This is a genomic window from Streptomyces sp. NPDC048424 (assembly GCF_040651555.1).
Lineage (GTDB): Bacteria > Actinomycetota > Actinomycetes > Streptomycetales > Streptomycetaceae > Streptomyces.
In genome coordinates this window covers 12,975-37,462 of record NZ_JBEZKE010000043.1, presented here as the reverse complement: position 1 = coordinate 37,462, position 24,488 = coordinate 12,975, and the positions used below count along the sequence as shown (strand labels likewise).

Here is a 24,488-nt window from a genome sequence, read left to right as displayed (position 1 = left end):
AGGCCCCGTCAGCGCGCCGCGCGCAGGGCTTCGGCCAGGACCGCCGGGGCCTCGGCCAGCGAGGGTCCGTACCAGGTCAGGTGCCGGCCGTCGACGAGGGCGGCCGGCAGTCCGGGGAAGGCCTCCGGGCCGTCCTCGGCGGTGAAGCGGTACGGCTCGTCCGGGAGCACCACCAGATCGCAGCCGGCCGCCGCCAGCTCCTCCACCGGAACCCGCGGATACCGCTCCGGGTTCCCGGCGTACACGTTGCGGACGCCCAGCCGCGCCAGCAGGTCCCCCGCGAAGGTGTCCCGGCCCAGCACCATCCACGGCCGCCGCCAGATCGGCACGAACGCGGTGAGCTCTCCGAGCGGCTCCGCCCGGGCCCACGCACGCTCCGCGTCCGCCAGCCACCCCGGTCTCGTCAGCCCCAGCGCCCCCACCAGCACCCGGTCCAGCTCCCGCACCGCCTGCGGGAGGTCCCGTACCTCGGTGACCAGCACCTCCAGCCCGGCCGCCCGCAGGGCCGCGAGGTCCGGGGCCCGGTTCTCCTCCTCGTTGGCGATGACCAGGTCGGGGCGCAGCTCCGCGATCCTCCGGACGTCGGGGTTCTTCGTCCCCCCGATCCGCACCGCGTCACCGAGGTCGGCGGGGTGCGTGCACCAGTCCGTGACCCCGGCCAGCAGACCGGGCGCGCTCACCGCCACCGCCTCCGTCAGCGAGGGCACCAGCGAGACGACGCGCACCGGCTCAGTGCTCCGGCGAGGGCGGCTCGGAGGTGGCGTGGATGTGCTCGCCCACCGCGACCACCAGGAGCCGGGTGTCCTCGGTGACGGCCCGCCAGCGGTGGCGCACGCCGCCCGACAGGAACAGCGCGTCCCCGCTCTCCAGCCGGTACGCCCGCCCCTCCGCCTCCACCTGGCAGGCGCCCTCGACCACGTACATCAGTTCGTCGTTGCGGTGCTGGTACTCGCGGCCGGCGTCCTGGTCCCCGGTGAACTCCAGCGCGTGCAGCTGGTGGTGCCCGCGCACGAGGGGCCGTACGCCCTGCACCGGGCCCAGCCCGGACTCGTCGCCGGCCCGTACGAGGTCGACCGTGCGCGCGGTGTCGGAGGCGGCCAGCAGTTCGACGGCCGTGGTCTCCAGCGCGTCCGCGACCCGCTCCAGGGACCGCATGCTGGGCCGGGCCCGCTCGTTCTCTATCTGGCTCAGGAAGGGCACCGACAGGCCGCTGCGCGCCGACACGGCGGCCAGCGTGAGGTGCAGCGCGCGGCGCCGCTTGCGCACGGCGACTCCCACCCGCAGCGGCTCCTTGCCGTCCTTGTCCTTGCTCTTCTCGTCCCTGTCGGTCAGCTTGTCGCTCAGTCCGTCCGTACCGTCCGTACCGTCGGTGCCGTCCCTGTCGTTCATGTCGGGGCTGCCCTCCCCATGTCCGTCGCACATCGGTGTGCTGTAAGCACCTTACGCAGCAACCGCCCCCGGTTTCGCGTGCACGGCTCTTCCCGTACCCGACCGCTCACGGTCCGTGCCGAGGCGTTGCGGCATCATCGTGTCCGTGACGACACGACGCCTGATGCTCCTGGACACCGCCTCCCTCTACTACCGCGCCTACTTCGGCGTGCCGGACTCCGTGAAGGCCCCCGACGGCACCCCGGTCAACGCGGTGCGCGGGCTGCTCGACTTCATCGGCCGGCTCGTGCAGGACCACCGGCCGGACGATCTGGTGGCGTGCATGGACGCCGACTGGCGGCCGCACTGGCGGGTGGAGCTGATCCCCTCCTACAAGGCCCACCGGGTCGCCGAGGAGACCGAGAGCGGACCGGACGTCGAGGAGACCCCGGACACCCTCGCCCCCCAGGTCCCGATCATCGAGGCGGCGCTGGACGCCTTCGGCATCGCCCGGGTGGGCGTGGCCGGATACGAGGCGGACGACGTGATCGGCACGCTGACGGCCCGCGCCGGCGGCCCGGTGGACATCGTCACCGGCGACCGCGACCTCTACCAGCTGGTGGACGACGCCCGCCAGCGCCGGGTCCTCTACCCCCTCAAGGGCGTCGGCACCCTCCAGGTGACCGACGAGGCCTGGCTGCGCGAGAAGTACGGGGTCGACGGCCCCGGCTACGCCGACCTGGCACTGCTGCGCGGGGACCCGAGCGACGGCCTGCCCGGCGTCCCCGGCATCGGCGAGAAGACGGCCGCCAAGCTCCTCGACGCGTACGGCAGCCTGGCCGGGATCATCGCGGCGGTCGACGACCCGAAGTCGAAGCTGACCCCCACTCAGCGCAAGCGGCTCGACGAGTCCCGACCGTATCTGGCGGTGGCCCCGAAGGTGGTGCAGGTGGCCTCGGACGTGCCGCTGCCGCAGTTCGATCCGGCCCTTCCGACGACCCCAGCGCAGCCCGAACTGGTCGACGCGCTAGCCCATCGGTGGGGTCTCGGTGGAGCAGTCTCCCGCCTGAGCAGCGCACTGCTCCGCTGAGGTGCTAACTTAGGTAAGGCTAAGTTTCAGGGGAGTCAGGGGAGACACCGTGGCAGAAGGACGCGCCCGCACCGTCGGCACCGCCGTCGTCGTACGCACCGAGCGGCTCTCGCCGCACATGGTGCGGCTCGTGCTGGGCGGTGAGGGCCTGGCCGAATTCGGCGCGGGCGAGCACACCGACCACTACATCAAGATCCTGTTTCCCCCGACAGGCGTCGTCTATCCCGATCCCTGGGACCTGGAGGAGATCCGCGCGCACTTCCCGCGGGCGCAGTGGCCGCGCCAGCGCGCGTACACCGTACGGAACTGGGACCCGGCGCACCTGGAGCTGACCCTCGACTTCGTCGTCCACGGCGACGAGGGCGTGGCCGGTCCCTGGGCGGCGCGGGTGCAGCCGGGCGAGCGCGTGCGCTTCCTCGGCCCCGGCGGCGCCTACGCCCCGGACCCGACGGCCTCCTGGCACCTCCTGGTCGGCGACGAGAGCGCGCTGCCGGCCATCGCCGCGGCGATGGAGCGGATGCCGGTGGGCGCCCGGGTCCACGCCCTCGTGGAGATCGAGGGCCCGGAGGACGAGCTGAAGGTCGCCACCCCGGACGGCGTCGTCCCGGTCTGGCTCCACCGCGCCGGCCGCCCGATCGGCGAGGCCCTGGTGGAGGCGGTCACCGCCCTGGAGTTCCCCTCCACGGACGTCCACGCCTTCGTCCACGGCGAGGCCGGCTTCGTCAAGGACCTCCGCCGCCACCTCCGCCTCGAACGCGGCATCCCCCGCGAACGCCTCTCGATCTCGGGCTACTGGCGCCTGGGCGAAACGGACGAGGGCTGGCGCGCCATCAAGCGCGACTGGAACGCCACGATCGAAGCCGAACAGGACCACGCCGCAGCGGCGTAACCTTCCTGCCGCAGCTCCGCCCCACGGTTCCAGCCCCGCCGCACCATTCCAGCCCCGCCGGCGTTTGAGGCGCGGGGTCCGGGGCGGAGCCCCGGCAGCGGCGCCGCACCGCTCCAGCCCCGCCGCACCCATTCCAGCCCTGCCGGCGTTTGAGGCGCGGGGCCTGGGGCGGAGCCCCAGCAGCGGCGCCGCACCCGCCCCAGGCGGGAGCCAATCGGCCACCCCGCGCGCACGCACCCGTCCGGCAGGACAATGGCCCCATGCGCACGCTCGCCGCACTAGGGGCAGCCGCCGCCGCAACCCTCCTCACCGCCGCGGCAGCAACCACCGCGCCCAGCCCCCCGCCCCCACCCCGCCCCCTGATCAGCGACGACGCGGTCGACAAGGCCGTCGCCCGCCTCGACCAGACCGTCGCGGACATGATGCGCCGCACCGGCGTCCCCGGCGTCTCCGTGGTCGTCGTCCACGACGACAAGGTCGTCCACATCAAGGGCTACGGGCTCCGCAGGACGGGCGAGAGCGCCAAGGTCGGCCCCGACACCGTCTTCCAGCTCGCCTCGGTGTCCAAGCCCGTCTCCTCCACGATCGTGGCCGGCGCCCTCACCGACCCCGCCGAGTGGGACCGCCGCACCACCCTCCCCGGCTTCTCCCTCAAGGACCCCTGGGTCACCGACCACGTCACCGCCGCCGACCTGTTCTCCCACCGCAGCGGCCTCCCCGACCACGCCGGCGACCTCCTCGAAGACCTCGGCTACGACCAGGCGTACATCCTCGACCACCTGCGCCTCGAACCCCTCTCCCCGTTCCGCGCGAGCTACGCCTACACCAACTTCGGGCTCACCGCGGCCGCCGAGGCCGTCGCCCGCGCCAAGGGCAGCAGCTGGCAGAAGCTGAGCGCCGACACTCTCTTCAAGCCCGCCGGCATGACCCGTACGAGCACCGAGTTCTCCGACTTCATCAACGCCCCCGACCACGCCTCCACCCACGTCAAGAACGCCGACGGCACCTGGAGCCCCCGCTTCGTCCGCGATCCCGACGCCCAGTCCCCGGCCGGCGGGATCAGCTCCACCGCCACCGACATGGCCCGCTGGCTGCGGCTGCAACTGGCCGGCGGCACCCTCGACGGAAAGCGGATCATCCCCGCCGACACCCTCGCCCGGACCCACCTGCCCGAGATCGTGTCCCAGCCGACCAACGCCGTCGGCACCACCGGCTTCTACGGGCTCGGCTGGAACGTCAGCTACGACAGCGCCGGCCGCCTGCGCCTGAGCCACTCCGGCGGCTTCGAACTCGGAGCCAACACCAACGTCACCATGCTCCCGCTGGAGAAGCTCGGCATCGTCGTCCTGACCAACGGCGCCCCGGTCGGCCTGCCCGATGCCATCGCCCTGGACTTCTTCGACTACGCCGAGCACGGCAAGGTCTCCACCGACTGGCTCCCGCTGGCGGCCTCCGCCTACGCCGCGGCCCTCGCGCCCCCGGGCGCGCCGACCACCGACTACGCCCACCCGCCCACCGGTGCGAAGCCCGCCCGGGACAGCGCCGCGTACACCGGCACCTACGACAACCCCTACTACGGCAAGGCCACGGTGACCGCCGACGACAACGGCGCGCTCACCCTCGCCCTCGGCCCCAAGCCCCTGCGCTTCCCGCTCACCCACTACGACGGCGACACCTTCAGCTTCGTGACCGCGGGCGAGAACGCGGTCGGCCGCACCGGGGTGTTCTTCGCCGACGGCACGCTCCGCGTCGAGTACCTCGACGCCGAGCACCTGGGCACCTTCACGCAGCAGTAGCCGCATAGCCTGTCCCCCGATGAGACGCAGAGCCCAGGCACCCCCCTCGCCCCTCCCCCAGCGGGCCGGCATCGACCCGGTCCGGCTGCGGCTGCCGCCCGACCCGGACGGGAACTGGCCGGACCTCGGCGGCTACCTCACCGACCGCTACGCCGGGACCCGCGGCGCCGATTCCATCGCGCGCCTGCTGTCCGCCGGCCGGGTGCTCGGCCCCGGCGGGCGGGTCCTGCACGCCCGGGACCCGTACGAGCCGGGCGGGTACCTGTGGTTCCACCGGGACATGGAGCCCGAGCCCGCGGTGCCCTTCGCGGTCCGCGTCGTCCACCGGGACCCGCACCTGCTGGTCGTGGACAAGCCGCACTTCCTGGCGACCACCCCGCGCGGCAGCCACATCACCGAGACCGCCCTGGCCCGGCTCCGCGAGGAGCTGGACCTGCCCGCGCTCAGCCCGGCGCACCGTCTGGACCGGCTGACGGCCGGCCTGGTGATGTTCAGCGTCCGGCCCGAGGACCGCGGTGCGTACCAGCTCCTCTTCCAGCGGCGCGAGGTCCACAAGGAGTACGAGGCCCTGGCGGTCCACGACCCGGCGCTCGCCCTGCCGCGCACGGTCCGCAGCCGGATCGAGAAGGCCCGCGGGGTGATCGCGGCGACCGAGGTGCCGGGCGCCGAGCCCAATGCCGAGAGCCTGATCGAACTGACCGGCACCCGGGGGGAGCTGGGCCGCTACCGGCTGACCCCGCGCACCGGACGCACCCATCAGCTGCGCGTGCACATGAACGGCCTGGGCCTGCCCATCCTGGGGGATCCGGTGTACCCGGAGGTGACCGATCCGGCCCCGGACGACTACCGCCGGCCCCTGCAGCTGCTGGCCCGGGTCCTGGAGTTCACCGATCCGGTCACCGGGGCCGACCACCGCTTCGAGAGCGGCCGCACCCTCCAGGCCTGGGACGACCGTGCGGCCTGGGAGGCCGGCTCCCGGGAGGAGACCCCCTAGACCTCGGGAAGGCGGACCCCCGCGATCCGCAGCGCCGCGTCGGCGGTGGCCTCCGCGAAGGCCGTCACCGGCCGCGCCGGATCGGCCCGGTGGATCAGCATGACGCCCTCGATGAGGCCGAAGACCAGGTCGTTGCGGAGCGTCAGCCCCGCCCCGTCCCCGGCCAGTTCGGCGCCGGCGCAGGTCCCGCCGAGCAACAACCGGTAGGCGTCCTTGAGTTCCGCGCGCATCCGGCGGAACTGCGCGAAGCGCGCGCCGCCCACCTCGGGCAGCAGGTAGAGCGCTCCCAGGTTGTACGGGCCCCCGCACAGCAGGAGGACGTCGGAGCGGCACAGCTCCCACAGCCGGCGCGCGGCGGGCCGGCCGGCTTCGGCGAGCAGCCTACGGGCCAGGACCAGGGAGGGCGCGACGGTGGACTCCAGCAGTTCGGCGAGGAGTTCCTCCTTGCCGCCGAAGTAGTGGTACATCGTGGCCTGGCGCATTCCGGCGCGCCCGGCGACCGCCCGCGTGGTGGTCGCCGCGTACCCCTGGACGGTGAACAACTCGGCCGCCGCGCAGAGGAGTTCCTCGCGCGGCGGCCGGCCGCTCTCCGGTCTCAGCCGGTCGGCGCGTGGCCGACCGACCCGTCTCGGGCCCTCGTCTGCTCCCCCACTCATGGATCGATCGTCGCACAGGGCACCACGAAACGATCATGGCAAGAGATCAGATCAGGCCGCCCCCGCTCTCGGAGGAAGCCCCAAATCCGCCTAGCCGACCGAGCTGTAGGCCACTACTCCTCGCAGCAGCGCGTCCACGGCCTTGCGGGCGTTGCGCGCCACCGTGCTCCCGCTCTCGCCGGAGGCCGAGGGGGCCGCCGCCGCGATCTGTCCGAGCACGTCGATGACCTGCTTGCACCAGCGCACGAAGTCACCGGCGGGCATCTCCGCCTCGCGCAGCACCTCGTCCAGGCTCTTGTCGGAGGCCCACTGGTACGCCGCCCACGCGAAGCCGAGGTCCGGCTCGCGCTGGCCCACGCCCTCCGCCTGGTTGATGCGGTGCTCCTCCTCCAGCGCGTCGAGCCGGCCCCAGATGCGGACCATCTCGCCCAGCGCCTCCTTCGCCGCGCCGCCCGGCACCTTCGGCGCGACCGCGTCGTCGGACTGCCGCGCCTCGAAGACCAGCGCCGAGACGCAGGCCGCCAGTTCGGCCGGGCTCAGGCCCTCCCACACCTTGGCCCGCAGGCACTCGGAGGCCAGCAGGTCGAGCTCCCCGTACAGCCGGGCGAGCCGCTTGCCGTGCACGGTGACCTCGTCCTCGCGCAGGTAGTCCAGCTCGGTCAGCAGCGCGTGGATGCGGTCGAAGGTGCGGGCGATGGTGTTCGTCCGGCCCTCGATCCGCCGCTCCAGCTGCTGGGTGTCCCGCTTGAGCCGGTGGTAGCGCTCCGCCCAGCGGGCGTGGTCCTCGCGCTCGTCGCAGCCGTGGCAGGGGTGCGCCCGCAGCTCGGACCGCAGCCGGGCGATCTCGCGGTCGTCGGCCGCGGCGGCCCGGCCGCGCGCACGCCGCTCCGGCGTGATGTGCCCGGCCTTGCTCCGCAGCTGCGAGGCCAGGTCCCGGCGGGACTGCGGCGAACGCGCGTTGAAGGTCTTGGGGATCCGCATCCGGTCGAGGGCCTCCACCGGGACCGGGAAGTCGATCGCGGCGAGCCGCTTGACCTGCCGTTCGGCGGTGAGCACCAGCGGGCGCGGGCCCTCGGCGTACTCGTACCCGCGGTGCCCGTGGACCCGCCCGGCCGGCACGCCCGGGTCCAGGACCAGCGCGAGCCCGGCGAACTTGCCCGTCGGCACGTGGATGATGTCGCCCGGCTTGAGCTTCTCCAGCGAACTGGCCGCCTGCACCCGGCGCTGAGCGGCGCCCTGCTTGGCCAGCTCCGTCTCACGGTCCTTCAGGTCGCGGCGCAGCTGCGCGTACTCCTCGAAGTTCCCCAGGTGGCAGGTCATGCCCTCCTGGTAGCCCTCCAGGCCCTCCTCGTTGCGCTGCACCTGCCGGGAGATCCCGACGACCGAGCGGTCGGCCTGGAACTGCGCGAAGGAGGTCTCCAGCAGCTCGCGCGAGCGGTGCCGCCCGAACTGGCTGACCAGGTTCACGGCCATGTTGTACGAGGGCTTGAAGCTGGAACGCAGCGGATACGTACGGGTACCCGCGAGGCCGGCGAGGCCCGCCGGGTCCATGCCGCGCTGCCACAGCACCACCGCGTGGCCCTCGACGTCGATGCCGCGCCGCCCGGCCCGGCCGGTCAGCTGCGTGTACTCGCCGGGGGTGATGTCGGCGTGCTGCTCGCCGTTCCACTTGACCAGCTTCTCCAGGATCACCGTGCGCGCGGGCATGTTGATGCCCAGCGCCAGGGTCTCGGTGGCGAAGACGGCCTTGACCAGGCCGCGTACGAACAGCTCCTCCACGACCTCCTTGAAGGTGGGCAGCATGCCCGCGTGGTGCGCGGCGATGCCCCGCTCCAGGCCTTCGAGCCACTCGTAGTACCCGAGGACGTGGAGGTCCTCGGTGGGGATGGAGGCGGTGCGCGCCTCGACGATCTCGCGGACCCTGAGCCGCGCGGACTCGTCGTTGAGCCGCAGGCCCGCGTACAGGCACTGCTGGACCGCGGCCTCGCATCCGGCCCGGCTGAAGATGAAGTTGATGGCGGGCAGCAGCCCGTCGCCGTCGAGCCGGGCGATGACCTCGGGGCGGGAGGGGGTCCAGATCCGGCCGCGGGAGCGCCGTTCGCGCTCGCGGTCGGCCTCGCGGACCATCTTGCCGCGCCGCCGGTCCTTCGGGTTGTAGGTGCGGCTGTTCTCCTCGCGCGCCATGCGCAGCAGGTCGGGGTTGACCTCCCGGCGCGCGGAGCCGCGGCCGCCGTGGTCGGACTCCTCCTCGAAGAGGTCGTAGATCTTGCGGCCGGCCATGACGTGCTGCCACAGCGGGACGGGCCGCTCCTCGGAGACGATCACCTCGGTGTCCCCGCGGACGGTGTCCAGCCAGTCGCCGAACTCCTCGGCGTTCGACACGGTGGCCGACAGGGACACCAGGGTCACCGACTCGGGGAGGTGGATGATCACTTCCTCCCAGACGGCCCCGCGGAACCGGTCGGAGAGGTAGTGGACCTCGTCCATCACGACGTAGCCGAGACCGCGCAGCGACTGGGAGCCCGCGTACAGCATGTTGCGGAGCACCTCGGTGGTCATCACGACCACCGGCGCCTCGGAGTTGACGCTGTTGTCGCCCGTCAGCAGGCCCACCTTGTCGGCGCCGTAGCGCTTGACGAGGTCGGCGTACTTCTGGTTCGACAGCGCCTTGATCGGCGTCGTGTAGAAGCACTTGCGGCCCTGCTGGAGGGCCAGGTGCACGGCGAACTCGCCGACGATGGTCTTGCCCGAGCCTGTCGGGGCGGCGACGAGGACGCCCTTGCCCGCCTCCAGGGCCTTGCAGGCCTCGATCTGGTACGGATCCAGATCGAAGTCGTACATCTCGCGGAAGGGGGCCAGGGCAGAGGCCTCTTCGGCGGCGCGGATCCGGGCAGCGGCGTACCGCTCGGCGGGGGAGAGTTCTTCGGTCATCTTGCTGTCGAGCCTACCCGCCACCTCTGACAACAGTCGCGATCATTTAAGTGAGCAGGCGGACCGCTCCGGGGACGCACTCCGCGGTCACCGGCAGCGCCCCGAGCGGCTCGCCGTCCGCGTACGCGGTCAGGCCCGGCGCCTCCAGGGTGATCTTCCGTGCGCGGTGGACGCTCACCTTCGGGTGGCTCAGGTGCCTGCCCTTGTAGACCTGGGGAAAGACCGTGAGCAGCGTGGCCCGGCCGCAGTCGCCGACCACCGTCACGTCGAAGAGCCCGTCGTCGGGGACGGCGTCCGCGCAGATCCGCATGCCGCCGCCGTAGGAGGAGCCGTTGCCGACGGCCACCAGCGTCGCCTCGGTCTCGATCACCGGGCCGTCGTCGAGGGTGATCCGGTACGGGAACGGCCGGAAGGCGGCCAGCTCCGCGATCATCGCCAGGTCGTACTTGAAGCGGCCGACCGGCAGCCGCATCCGGTTGCCCCGGTCGTTGACCCGCGAGTCGAAACCGGAGCACAGCACGGTCCCGAACCAGCCGGCGCCCACCCGCCCCAGGTCGATCTCGCGGATCCGGCTCTCCTTGAGCGCCTCGGCGGCCGTCCGCCCCGCCCGCGCGGGCTCCCGTACGGGCAGTCCCATGGCCCGCGCGAAGTCGTTCCCGGTGCCCGCCGCGACCACCCCGAGCGGCACCCGGGTCCCCGCCAGCGCCTGCAGCGCCAGGGAGACCATTCCGTCGCCGCCCACCGCGATCACCGCACCGGTTCCCTCGCGGACGGCGGCGGTCAGCCGGGCCAGCGCGTCCTCGGCGTCGGTGCCCACCACCGTCCGTACGGAGAAGCCGGCCGCCCGCAACGCGGAAGCGGCCGGCTGCGCGGCGTGCGCGCCCCGGCCGCGGCCCGCGGTGGGATTGACGAAGAGGGTGATCTCAGAGCTCACCCGTCGGAATGTACCTGTCAGGTGGCGTCGTCGTAACCGTTGATCCGCTGGCGTCCGCCGTCGGCCTGGCCGGGCAGCGCGGCGGGGGCGGGCACCGACTCCAGCTCGCCGATGGGCGCCGGGGTCAGGTCCAGCTCGGAGGCCTCGTCGTCGCTCAGACCCGCGTCGGGGTCGTTGCGCCGGCGCCTGCGGTCGTTGAGGAGACAGACCCCGAGGGCCAGGAAGTACAGGGCCACGATGGGCAGGGCCAGCGCGAGCATGGTCGGCGGGTCACCCGTGGGGGTGGCGAAGGCGGCGAAGATCGTGATGCCGAGGACCATGCCCCGCCACCAGCCGCCGAGCCGCTTGCCGGTGAGCACACCGGTGAAGTTCAGGAGGATCAGCAGGAGCGGCAGCTCGAAGGCCAGACCGAACACGATCACCATGCGGGCGACCAGGTCGAGGTAGTCGTCGACCGGCAGCAGGTTGCGCGCGTGGTCGGGCGTGAACTCCAGCATGATCGTCGCGGTCTGCGGGAGGATCTTGTACGCGAGCACCGCGCCGGTCATGAAGAGGGGCGCTCCGACGGCGACGAAGCTCCGCGCGTACTTCTTCTCGTGGCTGTGCAGGCCCGGCGCGGCGAACGCCCACAGCTGGTACAGCCACACCGGCGCGGACAGCACCACACCGGCCATGAGCGAGACCTTCAGGGCGATCGAGAACGCCGAGATGAGACCGTTCACGGTCATGTCGGCGCAGGGGTGGCCGTTGCGCTGGGTCACCACGCCGTTCTTGCAGCCGACGGAATCCAGCATCGGCTTCAACAGGAAGTTGATGATGTCCCTGTAGAAGAACGCCGCGATAACGGTGATCACCAGGATCGCGATGACCGACTTCAGCAGCCGGTTTCGCAGCTCACGCAGGTGCTCGACAAGAGGCATCCGCCCTTCGGCGTCCTTGTCCGCTTTCCCCTGCTTGCGGGCAGACTTGAGCAACCCACGTCCCTTGTCTCGTTGCAGATGACTGGCGCTTACGGCGTGCGTCAGCCCTGGGCGGCGCGGTTCGTCTCGCTGACCGGGCGGGAGCTGGTGACGTCACCGGGCGCGGCCTGGATGGTGCGCGGGGCGACGGGCTGCTGCGCGGACTGGTCCGCGGCGGTGGTCGCGGTGGCCGCGTCCTCGGCCTCGCCCTCCTTCTTCATGGCCTTGGCCTCGCTCTTGAGGATGCGGGCCGACTTGCCGAGGGAGCGAGCCATGTCAGGAAGCTTCTTGGCGCCGAACAGCAGGATGATCACGCCAACGATGACGAGGATTTCCCAACCCCTGAGGTTGCCCATAGAAATCTTCCTTTTCTCCGAGGTTCACAGCGCACCGGTACGGGCGCCTGGGACTTTCTCTACCGAGGATCGTAACCCCAGGGGGTTAACGCCCGGCAATCCCCCGGCGTACCCCGTCTTGCGTCCTGGCCGGATGTCAATCCCCCGGTCACACGCCCGTCTCATTCGCTACGGTCGCACGTCCCGGCCCGCCCTGGCCAGGTCCGCGGCCGCCCGCTCCAGATCGCCCGAGGCATCGGTGATCCGGCGGCTGGCCTGCGCGACCTGCACGGAGAGCCTGCGCACCTCCGCGTAGACCCGCACCGCCAGCACGGCGAGCACGGCGACTCCGAGGAAGCCCAGGGCAATTGCGAACATCGGCCACAGCATGGGCCGAGCCTAGGCCACCGCCCGCCTCAGATGCTGCGCAGGGTGCTCACGCCGCCGCCCGTCAACAGCTCCACGATGCGCTCACCGGCAGGTTTGCGCACGGAGGCACCGCATTCGGGACACGTGAAGGAGTAGAAGGTGGCCCGCCGGCTGCCCCCGATGGCCAGCCGCAGGGCTCCCGCGTCCAGCTCGAAGCGGGCCCGGCAGTCGGGGCAGGAGGCCTTGAAGGCGACGGGCCCGGACGTTGGCGACATCGGCCGCGCTCCCCTCAGAGCTGTTCCCCGTACCCCGCGAGTGCTTCTCGAGCGGCGCTCCGCGCGCTCTCCGCCAGCTCTGCGGGGGCGACGATCCGCCCCTCGCGCCCGAGCCGCAGCGCGAGCCGGCGCAGCGAAGCCGGATCCGGACTGCGCAGCGTGATCCGCAGGCCTCCGTCGGCCAGCTCCTCCGCGCTGTCGTGCGGGTAGTACTCGGCGACCCAGCGCCCGCCCGGACCCACCTCGACGACGACCTCCGGGTCCTCGGCGGCCGGCTGGACCAGGCCCTCGGACAGATCGCGCGGCTCGATCGCCGGCGGCTCGGCCCGCTCGTCCAGCAGCCGGATCTCCGCGACCCGGTCGAGGCGGAAGGTGCGCCGGGCCTCGGAGAGGTGGCACCACCCCTCCATGTACGTGTGCCCCACCGCGAACAGCCGGATCGGGTCGACCTTGCGCTCGGTGAGCTCGTCCCGCGCGGGCGAGTAGTAGCGCAGCCACAGCCGGCGGCGCTCCGCGATGGCCCGGTCGACGTCCGCGAAGACCCCGCCCTCCGATTCGAAGGTCACCGACAGCCGGGAGCTGGCCCCGGCCGCCTCGCCCGCGGCCGCCTCCAGCTTGGCGGTGGCCCGCAGCAGGGCCTCCCGGTCGCTCTCCCGCAGCCCGGGCAGGGTCGCCACCGCGCGCGCGGCGACCAGCAGCGCGGTCGCCTCGTCGGCGGCCAGCCGCAGCGGCTCGGCGGTGGACTCCCCCGAGGCGTCGGGGTTGCGCCACCAGATGCGCTCCCCGTCGGTGTCGATGTCGAGCAGGTCCCCGCCGCGGAAGCTGGTCCCGCACATGGGCAGCACGTCGAGGTCCGAGATCAGCTCGTCCTCGGTGATCCCGAAGGCGCGGGCGACGTCGGCGACGTGCGCCCCCGGGCGCTCGCGCAGGTACGTCACCAGGGACAGCATCCGGCGGGTCTGGTCGATGGCGTTGGCAGCCATGCTGGTACGTCTCCCCCTCAGGGCACGTCTTCGAATGGGGCGGTCGCGAATGCGGCGGTCTCGAAGGTGGCGGTCTCTCGAATGCGGCGGAACCGGTTCAGGCCTTGGCTACGGCCCTCAGCCGGTCCACCACGTCGGCCCGCAGGTCGGCGGGCCCGACCACGACGACGTCGGGCCCGAACTCCACCAGCCAGGCGTCCAGCCCGTGCCCGTACGGGATCTCCAGCTCGTCCCAGCCGTCCGCGCCCTCGCGCACCGCGGTGGCCTTGGCCCGCAGCGGATAGCCCGCCCCGGCGCGCAGCCGGATCAGCGCGGAGCGGTCCGCGCTCTCCCCGGCCCAGCTCGCCACGGTCTCCCGTACGGTGACCACGTCCGGGACCTCGGCGGTGTACTTGGCCGCCCGGGACTTGACCTTGCCGGTGATCCGGGACAGCCGGAACACGCGCTCCGCCCCGCGGTCGCGGTCGTAGCCGGCCAGGTACCAGTGGCCGCGCCAGCACTCCAGCGCCCACGGCTCCACCTGCCGGGTCTCGGGGCGGGCGGCGGTGGACTTGCGGTAGTCGAAGACCACCGGCCGGCGGTCCCGGCAGGCCAGCATCAGCGGCTCGAAGGCCGCCTCGTGGACCGGGATGCGCGGCTCGATGGCACTGTGCTGGCCCTCGTATGGGTCGCCCGCCTCGGGCATCCCGCCCGCGCGCAGCTTCTGCAGGGCCCCGCTGGCGGCTCCCGCCAGGCGGGCCTGCTGCCAGACCTTGGCCGCCAGCCCCAGGGCGGCGGCCTCCTCGGCGTCCAGCGAGACGGGAGGCAGCCTGTTGCTGTCCCGGCGGGCCAGATAGCCGGTTTCACCGTCCAGGTTCTCCACCGTCTCGATGACCAGACCGAGTTCGCGCAGATCGTCCTTGTCCCGCTCGAACATGCGGTTGAAGGACTCGTCGTTGCCGGCCTCCATGTAGGCCTCGATGGAGCCGCGCAACTCGCGCTTGCTCAGCGGCCGGCGGGTCCCCAGCAGACACAGCGCCAGATTCATCAGCCGCTCGGCCTTGGCAATCGCCATCGACGCCCTTCCCCCGTTCTCGACACACTCGTGACCGTTGACCGTACCGCCCCGGCGGTCCCGGACAAAAGCGAGGGCCCCCGCCTCACGGCGGGGGCCCTCGGAGCGGCTGCCGGTGGATCAGGCGGCCATCAGGTCACACACGAAGATCAGCGTCTCGCCCGGGGCGATCGCACCGCCCGCGCCACGGTCACCGTAGGCGAGGTGCGCCGGGATCGTCAGCTTGCGACGGCCGCCGACCTTCATGCCCGCGATGCCCTGGTCCCAGCCCGCGATGACGCGGCCGGCACCGAGCGGGAACTGCAGCGCGGAACCGCGGTTCCACGAAGCGTCGAACTCCTCGCCGGTGGAGAAGGCCACACCCACGTAGTGGACGGAGACCATGGCACCGGCCTTGGCCTCGGCGCCGTCGCCCTCCCAGATGTCCTCGATCACGAGGTCCTTCGGGGCTTCGCCCTCGGGGAAGTCGATCTCGGGCTTCTCGAGCTTCTGGCTCACGGAACTGCTCCTCATACGTACGAAACGGTCAACCGGAACAGTCTTACATCACGGTGAGGATGTCGAGGCTGAAGACCAGCGTCGACTTGGCCGGGATGGTGCCCTGCTCCTTGTCACCGAAGGCCTGGTCCGGCGGGATGACCAGCAGGATGCGGCTGCCGACCTTCTTGCCGATCAGGCCGTCCTTCAGACCCGCGACCGAAAGCTCCTTCAGCGGCCACGTGACCGTCTGACCGGAGGTGTACGTGCTTTCGAAGGTCTTGTCGTCCTTCCACGTCTTGCCGTTGAACTTCACCACGACGGAGTCGGTGTCCTTGACCACCGGGCCGTCGCCCTCCAGGACGTAGTTCGAGACCAGCTTGGTCGGCTCGGCGGTGTCCTTCGGGACCGACACGGAGACCTCCTGGCCGTCCGTGTTCGTGCCGACCTTGGGCAGGTCCTTGTTGTCCTGGGCCACCTCCTTGCCCGTGGCCGAGGCCGGGACGGTGGCGCCCTTGACGATGTCCACGACGAAGACCAGCGTGGCGTTCGGCTTGATCTTCGGCTCCGAGCCCTGCGCCCCGTAACCGAGGTCCGGCGGGATCACGAGCTCGACACGGCTGCCGACCTTCTGGCCCTCCAGGCCCTGGTCCCAGCCCTTGATGACGCCGCCGGCGCCGATGGTCAGGTCGAACGGCGCGGGCCGGCCGAAGCTCTGGTCGAACGGCTCCTTGCCGTCCCACACCTGGCCGAGGTAGTTGACCTGCGCGATGTCGTTCTTCTTCAGCACCTGCCCGGTGCCCTCGCTGATGGTCACCACCTTCAGCTCCTTGGGCGGCTCGCCCTTCCCCTTCGACAGGGTGGGCGTCTCCCCGAACTTGGCACCCTTGGTGATCGCGGGCGCCCCGTTCTTCATCTGGGCGGAGTCGGAGCCGCTGTCGTCGCCACACGCTGCGGTCGTCAGCAGCAGAAGGGGTACGACAAGCAGGCCGGCAAGTCGGCGCACGGGTTCCTCAGATCTCAGACGGCAAGGCGGTCGCCCGCCACTCTAAGCCGTGCACAGGGCCCCGTACGAGAGACGTACGGGGCCCCGGTAAGGAGTGCGATGTCACATTGCGGTCCTACATGCCGGCGATCAGCTTCTCCACCCGGTCGTCCACCGACCGGAACGGGTCCTTGCACAGCACCGTCCGCTGCGCCTGATCATTGAGCTTCAGGTGCACCCAGTCGACCGTGAAGTCCCGCCGCTGCTCCTGCGCCCGCCGGATGAAGTCCCCGCGCAGCCGCGCCCTCGTCGTCTGCGGGGGCACCGACTTGCCCTCGAAGATCTTGAGGTCGTTGCAGATCCGCGCCGCCTGCCCCTTGCGCTCCAGCAGGTAGTACAGCCCGCGCCGACGGTGGATGTCGTGATACGCGAGGTCTATCTGAGCCACCCGCGGATTCGACATCGTCATGTTGTGCTTCGCCCGGTACCGCTCGATCAGCTGGTACTTCATGACCCAGTCGATCTCGGTCCCGATCCGGTCCAGGTCCTCCGCGTCGATCGCGTCCAGCGTGCGACCCCACAGCTCCAGCACCTGGTCCACCACACCGGTACGAATGCCCCGGCGCTCGGCGAAGTCCACCGCCTTGTCGTAGTACTCCCGCTGGATCTCCAGCGCCGAGGCCTCACGGCCACTCGCCAGGCGCACCTTGCGCTGACCCGTGATGTCGTGACTCACCTCGCGGATCGCCCGGATCGGGTTCTCCAGCGTCAGGTCCCGCATCACCGTGCCCGCCTCGATCATGCGCAGCACCAGGTCGGTGGCCCCGACCTTGAGCAGCATGGTCGTCTCGGACATGTTCGAGTCACCCACGATGACGTGCAGCCGGCGGTAGCGCTCGGCATCCGCGTGCGGCTCGTCCCGGGTGTTGATGATCGGCCGCGACCGGGTCGTGGCGGAACTGACGCCCTCCCAGATGTGCTCGGCCCGCTGGCTCACGCAGTAGACCGCGCCCCTGGGCGTCTGCAGCACCTTGCCCGCGCCGCAGATCAGCTGCCGCGTGACAAGGAACGGAATGAGAATGTCCGCCAGGCGGGAGAATTCCCCGTGCCGGGCCACCAGGTAGTTCTCGTGGCAGCCGTACGAGTTGCCCGCCGAGTCGGTGTTGTTCTTGAAGAGATAGACGTCGCCCGCGATTCCCTCCTCGTGCAGGCGGCGTTCGGCGTCGACGAGCAGTCCTTCGAGAATGCGCTCGCCTGCTTTGTCGTGGGTGACCAGTTCGGTCACGTTGTCGCATTCGGGAGTTGCATATTCCGGATGCGAACCCACATCGAGGTACAGGCGGGCGCCGTTCCGCAGGAAGACATTGCTGCTGCGGCCCCATGACACAACACGGCGGAAGAGGTAGCGCGCCACTTCGTCAGGAGACAGTCGGCGCTGTCCCCTGAACGTGCACGTGACGCCGTACTCGTTCTCCAGCCCGAAAATGCGGCGGTCCATGACTGAACATTACGCCTTCTGCCCTCTTCTGAAACCGGGTTCGGGAGCGCCGTTTCGATCAGTTCCCCCGAGCGAGCCCGCCGACCCGCCGCCGAACAGGCCCCCCGACCGGCGTGGCGCCCCCGGATCACCCCGCCTACGAGGCCCCCGACGCCACCTCACGCGCACCCTCCGACACACCGTCAGACGAACCCGCCACCGCCCGGCCCGGCCCGGCAGTTGCCAGCACCCGCTGAGTGACCATCAGTACCAGCAGCGCCGCGACCCCCGCCACGCCCGCCACACCGAAGCTCGCCGCCGTACCGCCCAGCTCCACCGCCGGCCCCGCCGCCGCCGTACCGATCGCCGCACCCACACCGAAGAACGTCACCAGCCACGAGAACGCCTCCGTCACCGTGCCCGCCGGAGCATGCCGGTCCACCACGATGAACGCACACGCCAGCGCCGGCGCCAGGAACACCCCCGACAACGCCGCCAGACCCGTCATCGCCACCGGCCCCGGAGTCAGCATCAGCGGCAGATAGCCCAGCGCCAGCAACGCCACCAGCATCCGCAGCCGCCGCTCCGGCGCACCCGCCCACTGCCGCGCCCCGTACGTCACCCCACCGATCAGCGCACCCAGCCCGAGCGCCGCCATCAGCCACCCGTACACCGCCTGGTCCCCGTGATCGTCCGCGTACGCCACACCCGCCACCGTGATCGAACCCAGCGCCATCCCCACGAAGAAGAAGGCACCCAGCAGCGCCAGCAGCCCCCGCGAACGCAACGCGCCCAGCCAATGGGCCTCCCGCGGCGCCGAACGCCACGTGCGCGAAGGCTCGCTCACCACCACCGACAGCGCACCCAGCACCCCGATCGCATTGAGCGCCAGCAACGCCCCGGCCGGCGACCACAGCGCCACGAACAGCGTCACCAGCAGCGGACCGACCGTGAACATGACCTCCTGGGCCACCGCGTCCATCGCGTACGCCGCGTGCACCTTCTCCTCACGGCCCCCCAGCACGCTCGGCCACAACGCCCGCAGCCCGCCCTCCAGGGGCGGCGTGAAGAGCCCCGCGACGACCACCGCGGCATACGCGGCCACCGCCGACCCCGTGCCCGCCAGCGCCAGCCACACCACGCCCAGCGCCGAGACCACGGCCGCCGGCAGCTGCACCCGCGGCTGCCCGAACAGGTCCACCGCCCGGCCCAGCAACGGCTGGCCCACCGCGTTCGCCACCCCGTACGCGGCCGCGAGGGCCCCCGCGAGGCTGTAGCTGCCGCCCTCCGCGCGCGTGAACAGCACGATCGCGATCGGCGCGGTCGCGTTCGGCAGCCGCCCCACGAGCGTGCCCACCAGCAGCCTCGTGGCGTGCCGGGTCCGCAACAGCTCCGCGTATCCCGCGGCCATGTCCGCCCCCTTCTGCCCGGATCCTGCCGGGGTAATACGTATAACGTGACGAGTCATACGTACCATGGCCGCAGTCCACGGGTCCACCCCACAGACCCCGCCACCACCCCCGCACCACCCCCGACCTCGCACTTCAGGAGCCACCTGTGACGAGACCCACCAGCCGCGACGTGGCCACCGCCGCCGGGGTCTCCCAGGCCACCGTCTCCCTCGTCCTCGCCGACAAATGGCCCGGCCGCGTCTCCGAACGCACCGCCACCCTCGTCCGCGAAACCGCCACCCGCCTCGGCTACCGCCCCAACCTCGCCGCCCGCAACCTCCGCCTCGGCTCCACCCGCACCGCCCTCCTCGTCGTCCCCGCCCTCACCAACGAATTCTTCGCCCGCGTCTACACCGGCGCCGCCCGCATCGCCGCCGAACACGGCTTCGGCGTCGTCCTCTACCCCTCCCCCGACGGCACCGGCCCCGCCCGCGACCCCTTCGCCTCCGCCCGCGCCGCCCTCGACGGAGTCATCGCCTCCTCCATGGCCGCCGACGCCCTCGACGCCATCGGCGGCAACACCCTCCCCCTCGTCATGCTCGACAGCGACCCCACCGCCGGCACCGCCGCCGCCCACGTCAACCTCGCCATGGCCGACGGCATGCGCCAGATCACCGCACACCTCCTCGCCCTCGGCCACCGCCGCTACCTCCACCTCGCCTCCGCCGTCGACTCCTGGACCTTCGACACCCGCGCCGAAGCCCTGGCCGCCCTCCTCGGCCCCGACAACGAACTGCGCACCGTACGGTCCCCCCTCACCGTCGACGGCGCCCGTACGGCCATGGAAGCCGCCCTCGCCACCCCCCAGGGCAGGCCCACCGCCATCGTCTGCGACGACGACATCCTCGCCGCCGGCGCCTGCAAAGCCGCCCGCCGCCTCGGCCTGCGCATCCCCGAGGACCTCTCCGTCACCGGCTTCGACGACCTCGCCCTCGCCACCGCCGTCGAACCCGAACTCACCACCGTCCACCTCCCCGCCGAACGCGTCGGCGAACAAGGCATGACCGCACTCCTCGCCGTCCTCGAAGGCACCCCCTGGACCGCCCCCGACATCCCCGTCCGCCTCGTCGTCCGCGACTCCACCGGCCCCGCCCCCACCCCCTGACCGGCCCCGCACCGGACACGACGAAGCCCCGGCCCGCCGAAAACGGCGAACCGGGGCCCCGGTCGTCAAGGTCCTACTCGGCGTCGTCCTCCGCCGCCTCGTCGTTCGACACGGCATCCGCCTGCGCGGCCGCCGGCACATCCGCCTCCAGCAACCGCGACAGCTGCCGGCCCCGGATCCGCTTGAACTTGCGCTGCTGAGCCCGCGTACGGTCCAGCACCGCCACCTCCAGCCGCTCCGCCGGAATCGCCTTGTCCGCACCGTTCGCCTGGCTGGACAGCGCCTGCACCGCCAGCTTCAACGCCTCGGACAACGTCATCCCGTCCTGGTGACGCTGGTCCAGGAACGTACTGATCTGCTCGGCATTGCCACCGACCGCGACCGAACCGTGCTCGTCCACGATCGACCCGTCGTGCGGCAGCCGGTAGATCTGGTCCCCCGCCGCCGTCGCACCGACCTCGGCGACGACCAGCTCCACCTCGTACGGCTTCTCACCCGCACTGGAGAAGATCGTGCCGAGCGTCTGCGCGTACACGTTCGCCAGCCCACGGGCCGTCACATCGTCACGGTCATAGGTGTATCCGCGCAGATCCGCGTACCGCACACCACCGATCCGCAGGTTCTCGTACTCGTTGTACTTGCCGGCGGCCGCGAAGCCGATCCGGTCGTAGATCTCGCTGAACTTGTGCAGCGCACGGGACGGGTTCTCGCCGACGAACACGATGCCGTCGGCGTACTGCAGCACGACAAGGCTGCGACCGCGGGCGATGCCCTTCCGGGCGTATTCCGCCCGGTCGGCCATGGCCTGCTGGGGTGACACATAGAACGGAGTCGACACCGGCTTTCCGTCCCTTTCTTCTGGGCTCCTACAGGGCGACGAACGGTCAGAGCAGGGCGGCGCGCGGGCCGTCGGGCTGCTCCAGACGACGGTTGGTGACCGTACGGGCGAGTTCCTGCGACTCTGCGTCCGTCAGCCTGCGGAATCCCTCGTCGGTGATGACGGTGACGATCGGATAGATGTGGCGGTACAGGTCCGGCCCACCGGTCGCCGAGTCGTCGTCGGCGGCGTCGTACAGCGCCTGCACGACCAGCGTGGTGGCCTGCTCCTCCGTCAGATCGGGGCGGAAGAGCTTCTTCATCGAACCCCGGGCGAAGATCGAACCCGACCCGGTGGCGGCGAAGCCGTGCTCCTCGGAGCGGCCGCCCGTCACGTCGTAGGAGAAGATCCGGCCCTTCTCCTTGGCCTCGTCGTACCCCGCGAACAGCGGCACGACGGCCAGCCCCTGCATCGCCATGCCCAGATTGCTCCGGATCATGGTGGACAGCCGGTTGGCCTTGCCCTCCAGGGAGAGGGTCGTCCCCTCCACCTTCTCGAAGTGCTCCAGCTCCAGCTGGAACAGCTTCACCATCTCCACGGCCAGGCCGGCCGTACCGGCGATGCCGACGGCGGAGTACTCGTCCGCCGGGAACACCTTCTCGATGTCCCGCTGCGCGATCATGTTCCCCATGGTCGCCCGCCGGTCACCGGCGAGGACCACCCCGCCGGGGAAGGTGGCGGCCACGATGGTCGTCCCGTGCGGCGCCTCGACCACGCCCTCCGGCAGCCTGCGGTTGCCGGGCAGCATCTCGGGCGAGTGCGCGCCCAGGAAGTCCATGAAGGACGACGACCCCGGCGTCAGGAAGGCTGCCGGTAGACGCCCTGTGCTACGAGTGTTGGGTTCCACAGGTTTCCTTCCACGTAAGCGGCTGCACGCCTCATGACGTCCGGCCGATCCTTGAACTGCCCCAGGGCTGCGTTACAGCTGAAGCACAGTACGCCTCGGACCTTACCCGTCTGATGATCGTGATCAACGTGCTCTGCCGGAGCCATCCGACAGATCGCGCAGACCCCGCCTTGAGCGGCGATCATCTCGTCGCGCTCAGCCTCGGTGATGCCGTACGAACGCTTCAAGTGCCCAGCCCGGCCCTGAATGGCCTTGCACGCCTTGCACCGAGTGGCTAAGCCGTCAGACGCCGACGCGTTCTTGTGCCACTCGGTGTGCGGCTTGACCTCACCGCACAGCCGGCAGAGCTTGTGGCCGGACGGGACATCCACCTTCTCCTTGACGACCTTGCCTCTAGCCGCCTGGCGGCGCCGGTAGTGCGCGGCACCGTACTCCGCCACGCACTCACGACACCTCGGCTGAAGGCCGTCGCCACGATTTCGGTCTAGGGCGAACCCGCTCAGCGGCACGTCGCGACTGCAGCCGCGACACCACTTCGTTCCATTGGACATGGAGCCAATGCTGGCGAGTTCACCTTAGATTCGAAGGCTATTCGCCACCTTTTTGTACGAAACTCCGAACGAAATCCTCGGCGTTCTCTTCAAGTACATCGTCAATCTCGTCAAGTACGGAGTCGACGTCGTCGGAGAGCTTTTCCTGGCGCTCCTTGAGGTCGGTCGATTCTTCGACCGCAGCCTCCTCGACCTCCTCGGTCGAGCGCGTCGCCTTCTGCTGTCCGCCGCCGGTGTCCTTGGTCGCCATGTCTACCTCACCCCGCTCGGTTCGCACGCTCACGTCGAGAGACCCCGGGATTCGGGATCTCTCAAGATCAGACCTTATGTCGGACCTTACTAGGAGGGTCCGACATTCGTCCCCGCACTTTCACAACGTCCGGTTCTCCACATGATTCCCGGACCGGGGCCCTTTCAGGCCCCCATGGCACCGCTCACTGCCCCGAAAGCACCCGCACCAGGTCCTCCGCCGTGCGGCAGCGGTCCAGGAGCTCCTTGACGTGGTTCCGGGTCCCCCGCAGGGGTTCCAGCGTCGGGACCCGCTGGAGCGAGTCCCGGCCGGGAAGGTCGAAGATCACCGAGTCCCAGGAGGCCGCGGCCACGTCGTCCGCGTACTGCTCCAGGCAGCGGCCGCGGAAGTAGGCCCGGGTGTCCTCCGGGGGCTTGCTCTGGGCCCGCTCCACGGCGGGCTCCTCCACCAGCCGCTTCATCTTGCCCCGGGCCACCAGACGGTTGTAGAGGCCCTTCTCGGGCCGTACGTCCGAGTACTGGAGGTCCACCAGGTGCAGCCGCGCCGCGTCCCAGCCCAGCCCGTCCCGGCGCCGGTAGCCCTCCAGGATCTCCCGCTTGGCGATCCAGTCCAGCTCCCCCGACAGGCTCATCGGGTCGCTCTCCAGCCGGCCCAGCACGTCCTCCCAGCGGACCAGCACGTCCCTGGTCTGCTCGTCCGCGTCGGAACCGAAACGCTCCTCCACGTACTTGCGGGCCAGCTCGAAGTACTCCATCTGCAGTTGCACCGCGGTGAGTGTCCGGCCGCTGCGCAGCGTGATGAGGTGCTTGAGGTCGGGGTCGTGGGAGACCTGGTGGAGGGTGCGTACGGGCTGGTCGACGGCGAGGTCGACGTTGATGAACCCGTCTTCGATCATGGACAGGACAAGTGCGGTCGTGCCGAGCTTGAGGTACGTGGAGATCTCGGAGAGGTTCGCGTCTCCGATGATCACGTGGAGCCGGCGGTACTTCTCGGCGTCGGAGTGCGGCTCGTCCCGGGTGTTGATGATGGGCCGCTTGAGGGTGGTCTCCAGGCCTACCTCGACCTCGAAGTAGTCCGCCCGCTGGCTGATCTGGAAGCCGTGCTCGCGGCCGTCCTGGCCGATGCCGACGCGGCCGGCGCCGGTCACGACCTGCCGGGAGACGAAGAAGGGGGTCAGGTGGCGCACGATCTCCGAGAAGGGGGTCTCCCGCTTCATCAGGTAGTTCTCGTGCGTGCCGTAGGAGGCGCCCTTGTTGTCGGTGTTGTTCTTGTAGAGGTGGATCGGCTGGGCGCCGGGCAGCTGGGCCGCCCGTACGGCGGCCTCGGCCATGATCCGCTCACCGGCCTTGTCCCAGAGGACGGCGTCGAGCGGGTTGGTGATCTCCGGGGAGCTGTATTCGGGGTGCGCGTGGTCGACGTAGAGCCGTGCGCCGTTGGTGAGGATGACGTTGGCGAGGCCGATGTCCTCGTCGGTCAGCTGGCTGTTGTCGGCGGCCTCGCGGGCGAGGTCGAAGCCGCGGGCGTCCCGCAGCGGATTCTCCTCCTCGAAGTCCCAGCGGGCGCGTCGCGCCCGGTGCATCGCCGCCGCGTAGGCGTTGACGATCTGGGACGAGGTGAGCATGGCATTGGCGTTCGGGTGCCCCGGGACGGAGATCCCGTACTCCGTCTCGATCCCCATTACTCGCCGTACGGTCATGCGGCCCTCCTTGCCCGGCGGCGCTCCCCTTCGGGAGCGGCGCTCAAGTACCGCTGGTGCTCCGGTGCGTGTGCCTGTGCGGTGCCCGTCCCCGCACTGCGCGTCCGGCGGTACGGAAGAGCCTAGAACCACTGCGCGC

Annotated in this window: 25 protein-coding genes; 5 read left to right on the top strand and 20 right to left on the bottom strand. The window is 71.0% G+C overall.

The features are described from left to right. Positions 1 to 8 precede the first annotated feature (8 nt). Together AB0D29_RS35485 and AB0D29_RS35480 are read right to left on the bottom strand one after the other, a co-directional pair. Complete coding sequence (locus AB0D29_RS35485) at positions 9 to 725, bottom strand: helical backbone metal receptor (RefSeq protein ID WP_362859929.1); 717 nt, start codon at positions 723 to 725, stop codon at positions 9 to 11. 4 nt (positions 726 to 729) lie between these two features. Beyond that, positions 730 to 1,278, bottom strand: coding sequence for an XRE family transcriptional regulator (locus AB0D29_RS35480; protein ID WP_351295765.1), 549 nt, complete (start codon positions 1,276 to 1,278; stop codon positions 730 to 732). Positions 1,279 to 1,552: 274 nt separating this feature from the next. Between AB0D29_RS35480 and AB0D29_RS35475 the strand changes: the two genes are divergently transcribed. The 4 genes from AB0D29_RS35475 to AB0D29_RS35460 all read left to right on the top strand — a co-directional run bounded on the left by AB0D29_RS35475 (position 1,553) and on the right by AB0D29_RS35460 (position 6,137). Next, the gene (locus AB0D29_RS35475) at positions 1,553 to 2,458 is read left to right on the top strand and encodes a 5'-3' exonuclease (RefSeq protein WP_362859955.1); all 906 of its coding nucleotides are present in this window, start codon (positions 1,553 to 1,555) and stop codon (positions 2,456 to 2,458) included. A gap of 49 nt (positions 2,459 to 2,507) precedes the next feature. Next, positions 2,508 to 3,347, top strand: a complete 840-nt coding sequence (locus AB0D29_RS35470; RefSeq protein WP_362859927.1) for a siderophore-interacting protein — start codon at positions 2,508 to 2,510, stop codon at positions 3,345 to 3,347. 260 nt (positions 3,348 to 3,607) lie between these two features. Continuing rightward, positions 3,608 to 5,143 carry a serine hydrolase gene (locus AB0D29_RS35465; protein WP_362859926.1) on the top strand — a complete coding sequence of 512 codons (1,536 nt, stop codon included), beginning with the start codon at positions 3,608 to 3,610 and terminating at the stop codon, positions 5,141 to 5,143. A gap of 19 nt (positions 5,144 to 5,162) precedes the next feature. Further along, complete coding sequence (locus AB0D29_RS35460) at positions 5,163 to 6,137, top strand: pseudouridine synthase (protein ID WP_362859924.1); 975 nt, start codon at positions 5,163 to 5,165, stop codon at positions 6,135 to 6,137. Here AB0D29_RS35460 and AB0D29_RS35455 read toward each other — a convergent pair. The 13 genes from AB0D29_RS35455 to AB0D29_RS35395 all read right to left on the bottom strand — a co-directional run bounded on the left by AB0D29_RS35455 (position 6,134) and on the right by AB0D29_RS35395 (position 18,983). Further along, complete coding sequence (locus tag AB0D29_RS35455) at positions 6,134 to 6,793, bottom strand: helix-turn-helix domain-containing protein (RefSeq protein ID WP_362859922.1); 660 nt, start codon at positions 6,791 to 6,793, stop codon at positions 6,134 to 6,136. The two genes, AB0D29_RS35460 and AB0D29_RS35455, sit on opposite strands and share 4 nt — an antisense overlap. Positions 6,794 to 6,883: 90 nt before the next feature. Continuing rightward, a complete protein-coding gene (locus tag AB0D29_RS35450; protein ID WP_362859921.1) occupies positions 6,884 to 9,724 on the bottom strand; it encodes a DEAD/DEAH box helicase in 2,841 nt (946 codons plus the stop codon). 46 nt (positions 9,725 to 9,770) lie between these two features. Then, positions 9,771 to 10,658 carry a diacylglycerol kinase gene (locus tag AB0D29_RS35445; RefSeq protein ID WP_362859919.1) on the bottom strand — a complete coding sequence of 296 codons (888 nt, stop codon included), beginning with the start codon at positions 10,656 to 10,658 and terminating at the stop codon, positions 9,771 to 9,773. A gap of 17 nt (positions 10,659 to 10,675) precedes the next feature. Beyond that, entirely contained in the window at positions 10,676 to 11,632 is a 957-nt protein-coding gene (gene tatC / locus AB0D29_RS35440) for a twin-arginine translocase subunit TatC (protein ID WP_362859917.1), read from the bottom strand. Between the two features lie 47 nt (positions 11,633 to 11,679). Next, positions 11,680 to 11,973, bottom strand: coding sequence for a Sec-independent protein translocase subunit TatA (tatA, locus tag AB0D29_RS35435; protein ID WP_362859915.1), 294 nt, complete (start codon positions 11,971 to 11,973; stop codon positions 11,680 to 11,682). 168 nt (positions 11,974 to 12,141) lie between these two features. Then, on the bottom strand, positions 12,142 to 12,342 hold the full coding sequence (locus tag AB0D29_RS35430; RefSeq protein WP_327413008.1) for a hypothetical protein: 201 nt from the start codon (positions 12,340 to 12,342) through the stop codon (positions 12,142 to 12,144). Positions 12,343 to 12,368: 26 nt separating this feature from the next. Further along, positions 12,369 to 12,596, bottom strand: a complete 228-nt coding sequence (locus AB0D29_RS35425; protein ID WP_327413009.1) for a hypothetical protein — start codon at positions 12,594 to 12,596, stop codon at positions 12,369 to 12,371. 14 nt (positions 12,597 to 12,610) lie between these two features. Continuing rightward, entirely contained in the window at positions 12,611 to 13,579 is a 969-nt protein-coding gene (locus tag AB0D29_RS35420; RefSeq protein WP_362859913.1) for a WYL domain-containing protein, read from the bottom strand. A 97-nt stretch (positions 13,580 to 13,676) separates the two neighbouring features. Continuing rightward, positions 13,677 to 14,633, bottom strand: coding sequence for a WYL domain-containing protein (locus AB0D29_RS35415; protein WP_351295711.1), 957 nt, complete (start codon positions 14,631 to 14,633; stop codon positions 13,677 to 13,679). A gap of 120 nt (positions 14,634 to 14,753) precedes the next feature. Beyond that, entirely contained in the window at positions 14,754 to 15,146 is a 393-nt protein-coding gene (locus AB0D29_RS35410; RefSeq protein ID WP_030722817.1) for an FKBP-type peptidyl-prolyl cis-trans isomerase, read from the bottom strand. 28 nt (positions 15,147 to 15,174) lie between these two features. After that, positions 15,175 to 16,116: an FKBP-type peptidyl-prolyl cis-trans isomerase gene (locus AB0D29_RS35405; RefSeq protein WP_362859911.1), complete on the bottom strand. Its 942-nt coding sequence runs from the start codon at positions 16,114 to 16,116 to the stop codon at positions 15,175 to 15,177. A gap of 115 nt (positions 16,117 to 16,231) precedes the next feature. Then, positions 16,232 to 17,593: a Pup--protein ligase gene (pafA, locus tag AB0D29_RS35400; protein ID WP_030016332.1), complete on the bottom strand. Its 1,362-nt coding sequence runs from the start codon at positions 17,591 to 17,593 to the stop codon at positions 16,232 to 16,234. Positions 17,594 to 17,729: 136 nt separating this feature from the next. Continuing rightward, entirely contained in the window at positions 17,730 to 18,983 is a 1,254-nt protein-coding gene (locus tag AB0D29_RS35395; RefSeq protein WP_362859909.1) for an MFS transporter, read from the bottom strand. 146 nt (positions 18,984 to 19,129) lie between these two features. Between AB0D29_RS35395 and AB0D29_RS35390 the strand changes: the two genes are divergently transcribed. After that, positions 19,130 to 20,128 (top strand): LacI family DNA-binding transcriptional regulator, encoded by a 999-nt coding sequence (locus AB0D29_RS35390; RefSeq protein ID WP_362859907.1) that lies wholly within the window; start codon positions 19,130 to 19,132, stop codon positions 20,126 to 20,128. Between the two features lie 73 nt (positions 20,129 to 20,201). Here the strand turns inward: AB0D29_RS35390 and prcA are convergent, their stop codons facing one another. The 5 genes from prcA to dop form a co-directional block, all read right to left on the bottom strand. Continuing rightward, entirely contained in the window at positions 20,202 to 20,966 is a 765-nt protein-coding gene (gene prcA / locus AB0D29_RS35385; RefSeq protein WP_362859905.1) for a proteasome subunit alpha, read from the bottom strand. Positions 20,967 to 21,012: 46 nt separating this feature from the next. Then, positions 21,013 to 21,852 carry a proteasome subunit beta gene (gene prcB, locus AB0D29_RS35380; protein WP_319730030.1) on the bottom strand — a complete coding sequence of 280 codons (840 nt, stop codon included), beginning with the start codon at positions 21,850 to 21,852 and terminating at the stop codon, positions 21,013 to 21,015. Beyond that, complete coding sequence (locus tag AB0D29_RS35375) at positions 21,804 to 22,403, bottom strand: endonuclease VII domain-containing protein (protein ID WP_362859903.1); 600 nt, start codon at positions 22,401 to 22,403, stop codon at positions 21,804 to 21,806. The genes prcB and AB0D29_RS35375 overlap by 49 nt, the downstream gene beginning before the upstream one ends. Positions 22,404 to 22,440: 37 nt before the next feature. Continuing rightward, positions 22,441 to 22,653: a ubiquitin-like protein Pup gene (locus AB0D29_RS35370; RefSeq protein ID WP_030233608.1), complete on the bottom strand. Its 213-nt coding sequence runs from the start codon at positions 22,651 to 22,653 to the stop codon at positions 22,441 to 22,443. 184 nt (positions 22,654 to 22,837) lie between these two features. After that, positions 22,838 to 24,349: a depupylase/deamidase Dop gene (gene dop / locus AB0D29_RS35365; protein WP_362859901.1), complete on the bottom strand. Its 1,512-nt coding sequence runs from the start codon at positions 24,347 to 24,349 to the stop codon at positions 22,838 to 22,840. Positions 24,350 to 24,488 lie beyond the last annotated feature (139 nt).

What these genes read in the sequence shown, in the direction of transcription:
- AB0D29_RS35465 (WP_362859926.1), top strand. Translation starts at nt 3,608, where the DNA reads ATGCGCACGCTCGCCGCACTAGGGGCAGCCGCCGCCGCAACCCTCCTC.
- dop (WP_362859901.1), bottom strand. Translation starts at nt 24,349, where the DNA reads ATGACCGTACGGCGAGTAATGGGGATCGAGACGGAGTACGGGATCTCC.
- tatA (WP_362859915.1), bottom strand. Translation starts at nt 11,973, where the DNA reads ATGGGCAACCTCAGGGGTTGGGAAATCCTCGTCATCGTTGGCGTGATC.
- AB0D29_RS35425 (WP_327413009.1), bottom strand. Translation starts at nt 12,596, where the DNA reads ATGTCGCCAACGTCCGGGCCCGTCGCCTTCAAGGCCTCCTGCCCCGAC.
- AB0D29_RS35455 (WP_362859922.1), bottom strand. Translation starts at nt 6,793, where the DNA reads ATGAGTGGGGGAGCAGACGAGGGCCCGAGACGGGTCGGTCGGCCACGC.
- AB0D29_RS35370 (WP_030233608.1), bottom strand. Translation starts at nt 22,653, where the DNA reads ATGGCGACCAAGGACACCGGCGGCGGACAGCAGAAGGCGACGCGCTCG.
- AB0D29_RS35450 (WP_362859921.1), bottom strand. Translation starts at nt 9,724, where the DNA reads ATGACCGAAGAACTCTCCCCCGCCGAGCGGTACGCCGCTGCCCGGATC.
- AB0D29_RS35475 (WP_362859955.1), top strand. Translation starts at nt 1,553, where the DNA reads ATGCTCCTGGACACCGCCTCCCTCTACTACCGCGCCTACTTCGGCGTG.
- AB0D29_RS35375 (WP_362859903.1), bottom strand. Translation starts at nt 22,403, where the DNA reads ATGTCCAATGGAACGAAGTGGTGTCGCGGCTGCAGTCGCGACGTGCCG.
- AB0D29_RS35430 (WP_327413008.1), bottom strand. Translation starts at nt 12,342, where the DNA reads ATGCTGTGGCCGATGTTCGCAATTGCCCTGGGCTTCCTCGGAGTCGCC.
- AB0D29_RS35460 (WP_362859924.1), top strand. Translation starts at nt 5,163, where the DNA reads ATGAGACGCAGAGCCCAGGCACCCCCCTCGCCCCTCCCCCAGCGGGCC.
- AB0D29_RS35420 (WP_362859913.1), bottom strand. Translation starts at nt 13,579, where the DNA reads ATGGCTGCCAACGCCATCGACCAGACCCGCCGGATGCTGTCCCTGGTG.
- pafA (WP_030016332.1), bottom strand. Translation starts at nt 17,593, where the DNA reads ATGGACCGCCGCATTTTCGGGCTGGAGAACGAGTACGGCGTCACGTGC.
- AB0D29_RS35395 (WP_362859909.1), bottom strand. Translation starts at nt 18,983, where the DNA reads ATGGCCGCGGGATACGCGGAGCTGTTGCGGACCCGGCACGCCACGAGG.
- AB0D29_RS35415 (WP_351295711.1), bottom strand. Translation starts at nt 14,633, where the DNA reads ATGGCGATTGCCAAGGCCGAGCGGCTGATGAATCTGGCGCTGTGTCTG.
- AB0D29_RS35410 (WP_030722817.1), bottom strand. Translation starts at nt 15,146, where the DNA reads ATGAGGAGCAGTTCCGTGAGCCAGAAGCTCGAGAAGCCCGAGATCGAC.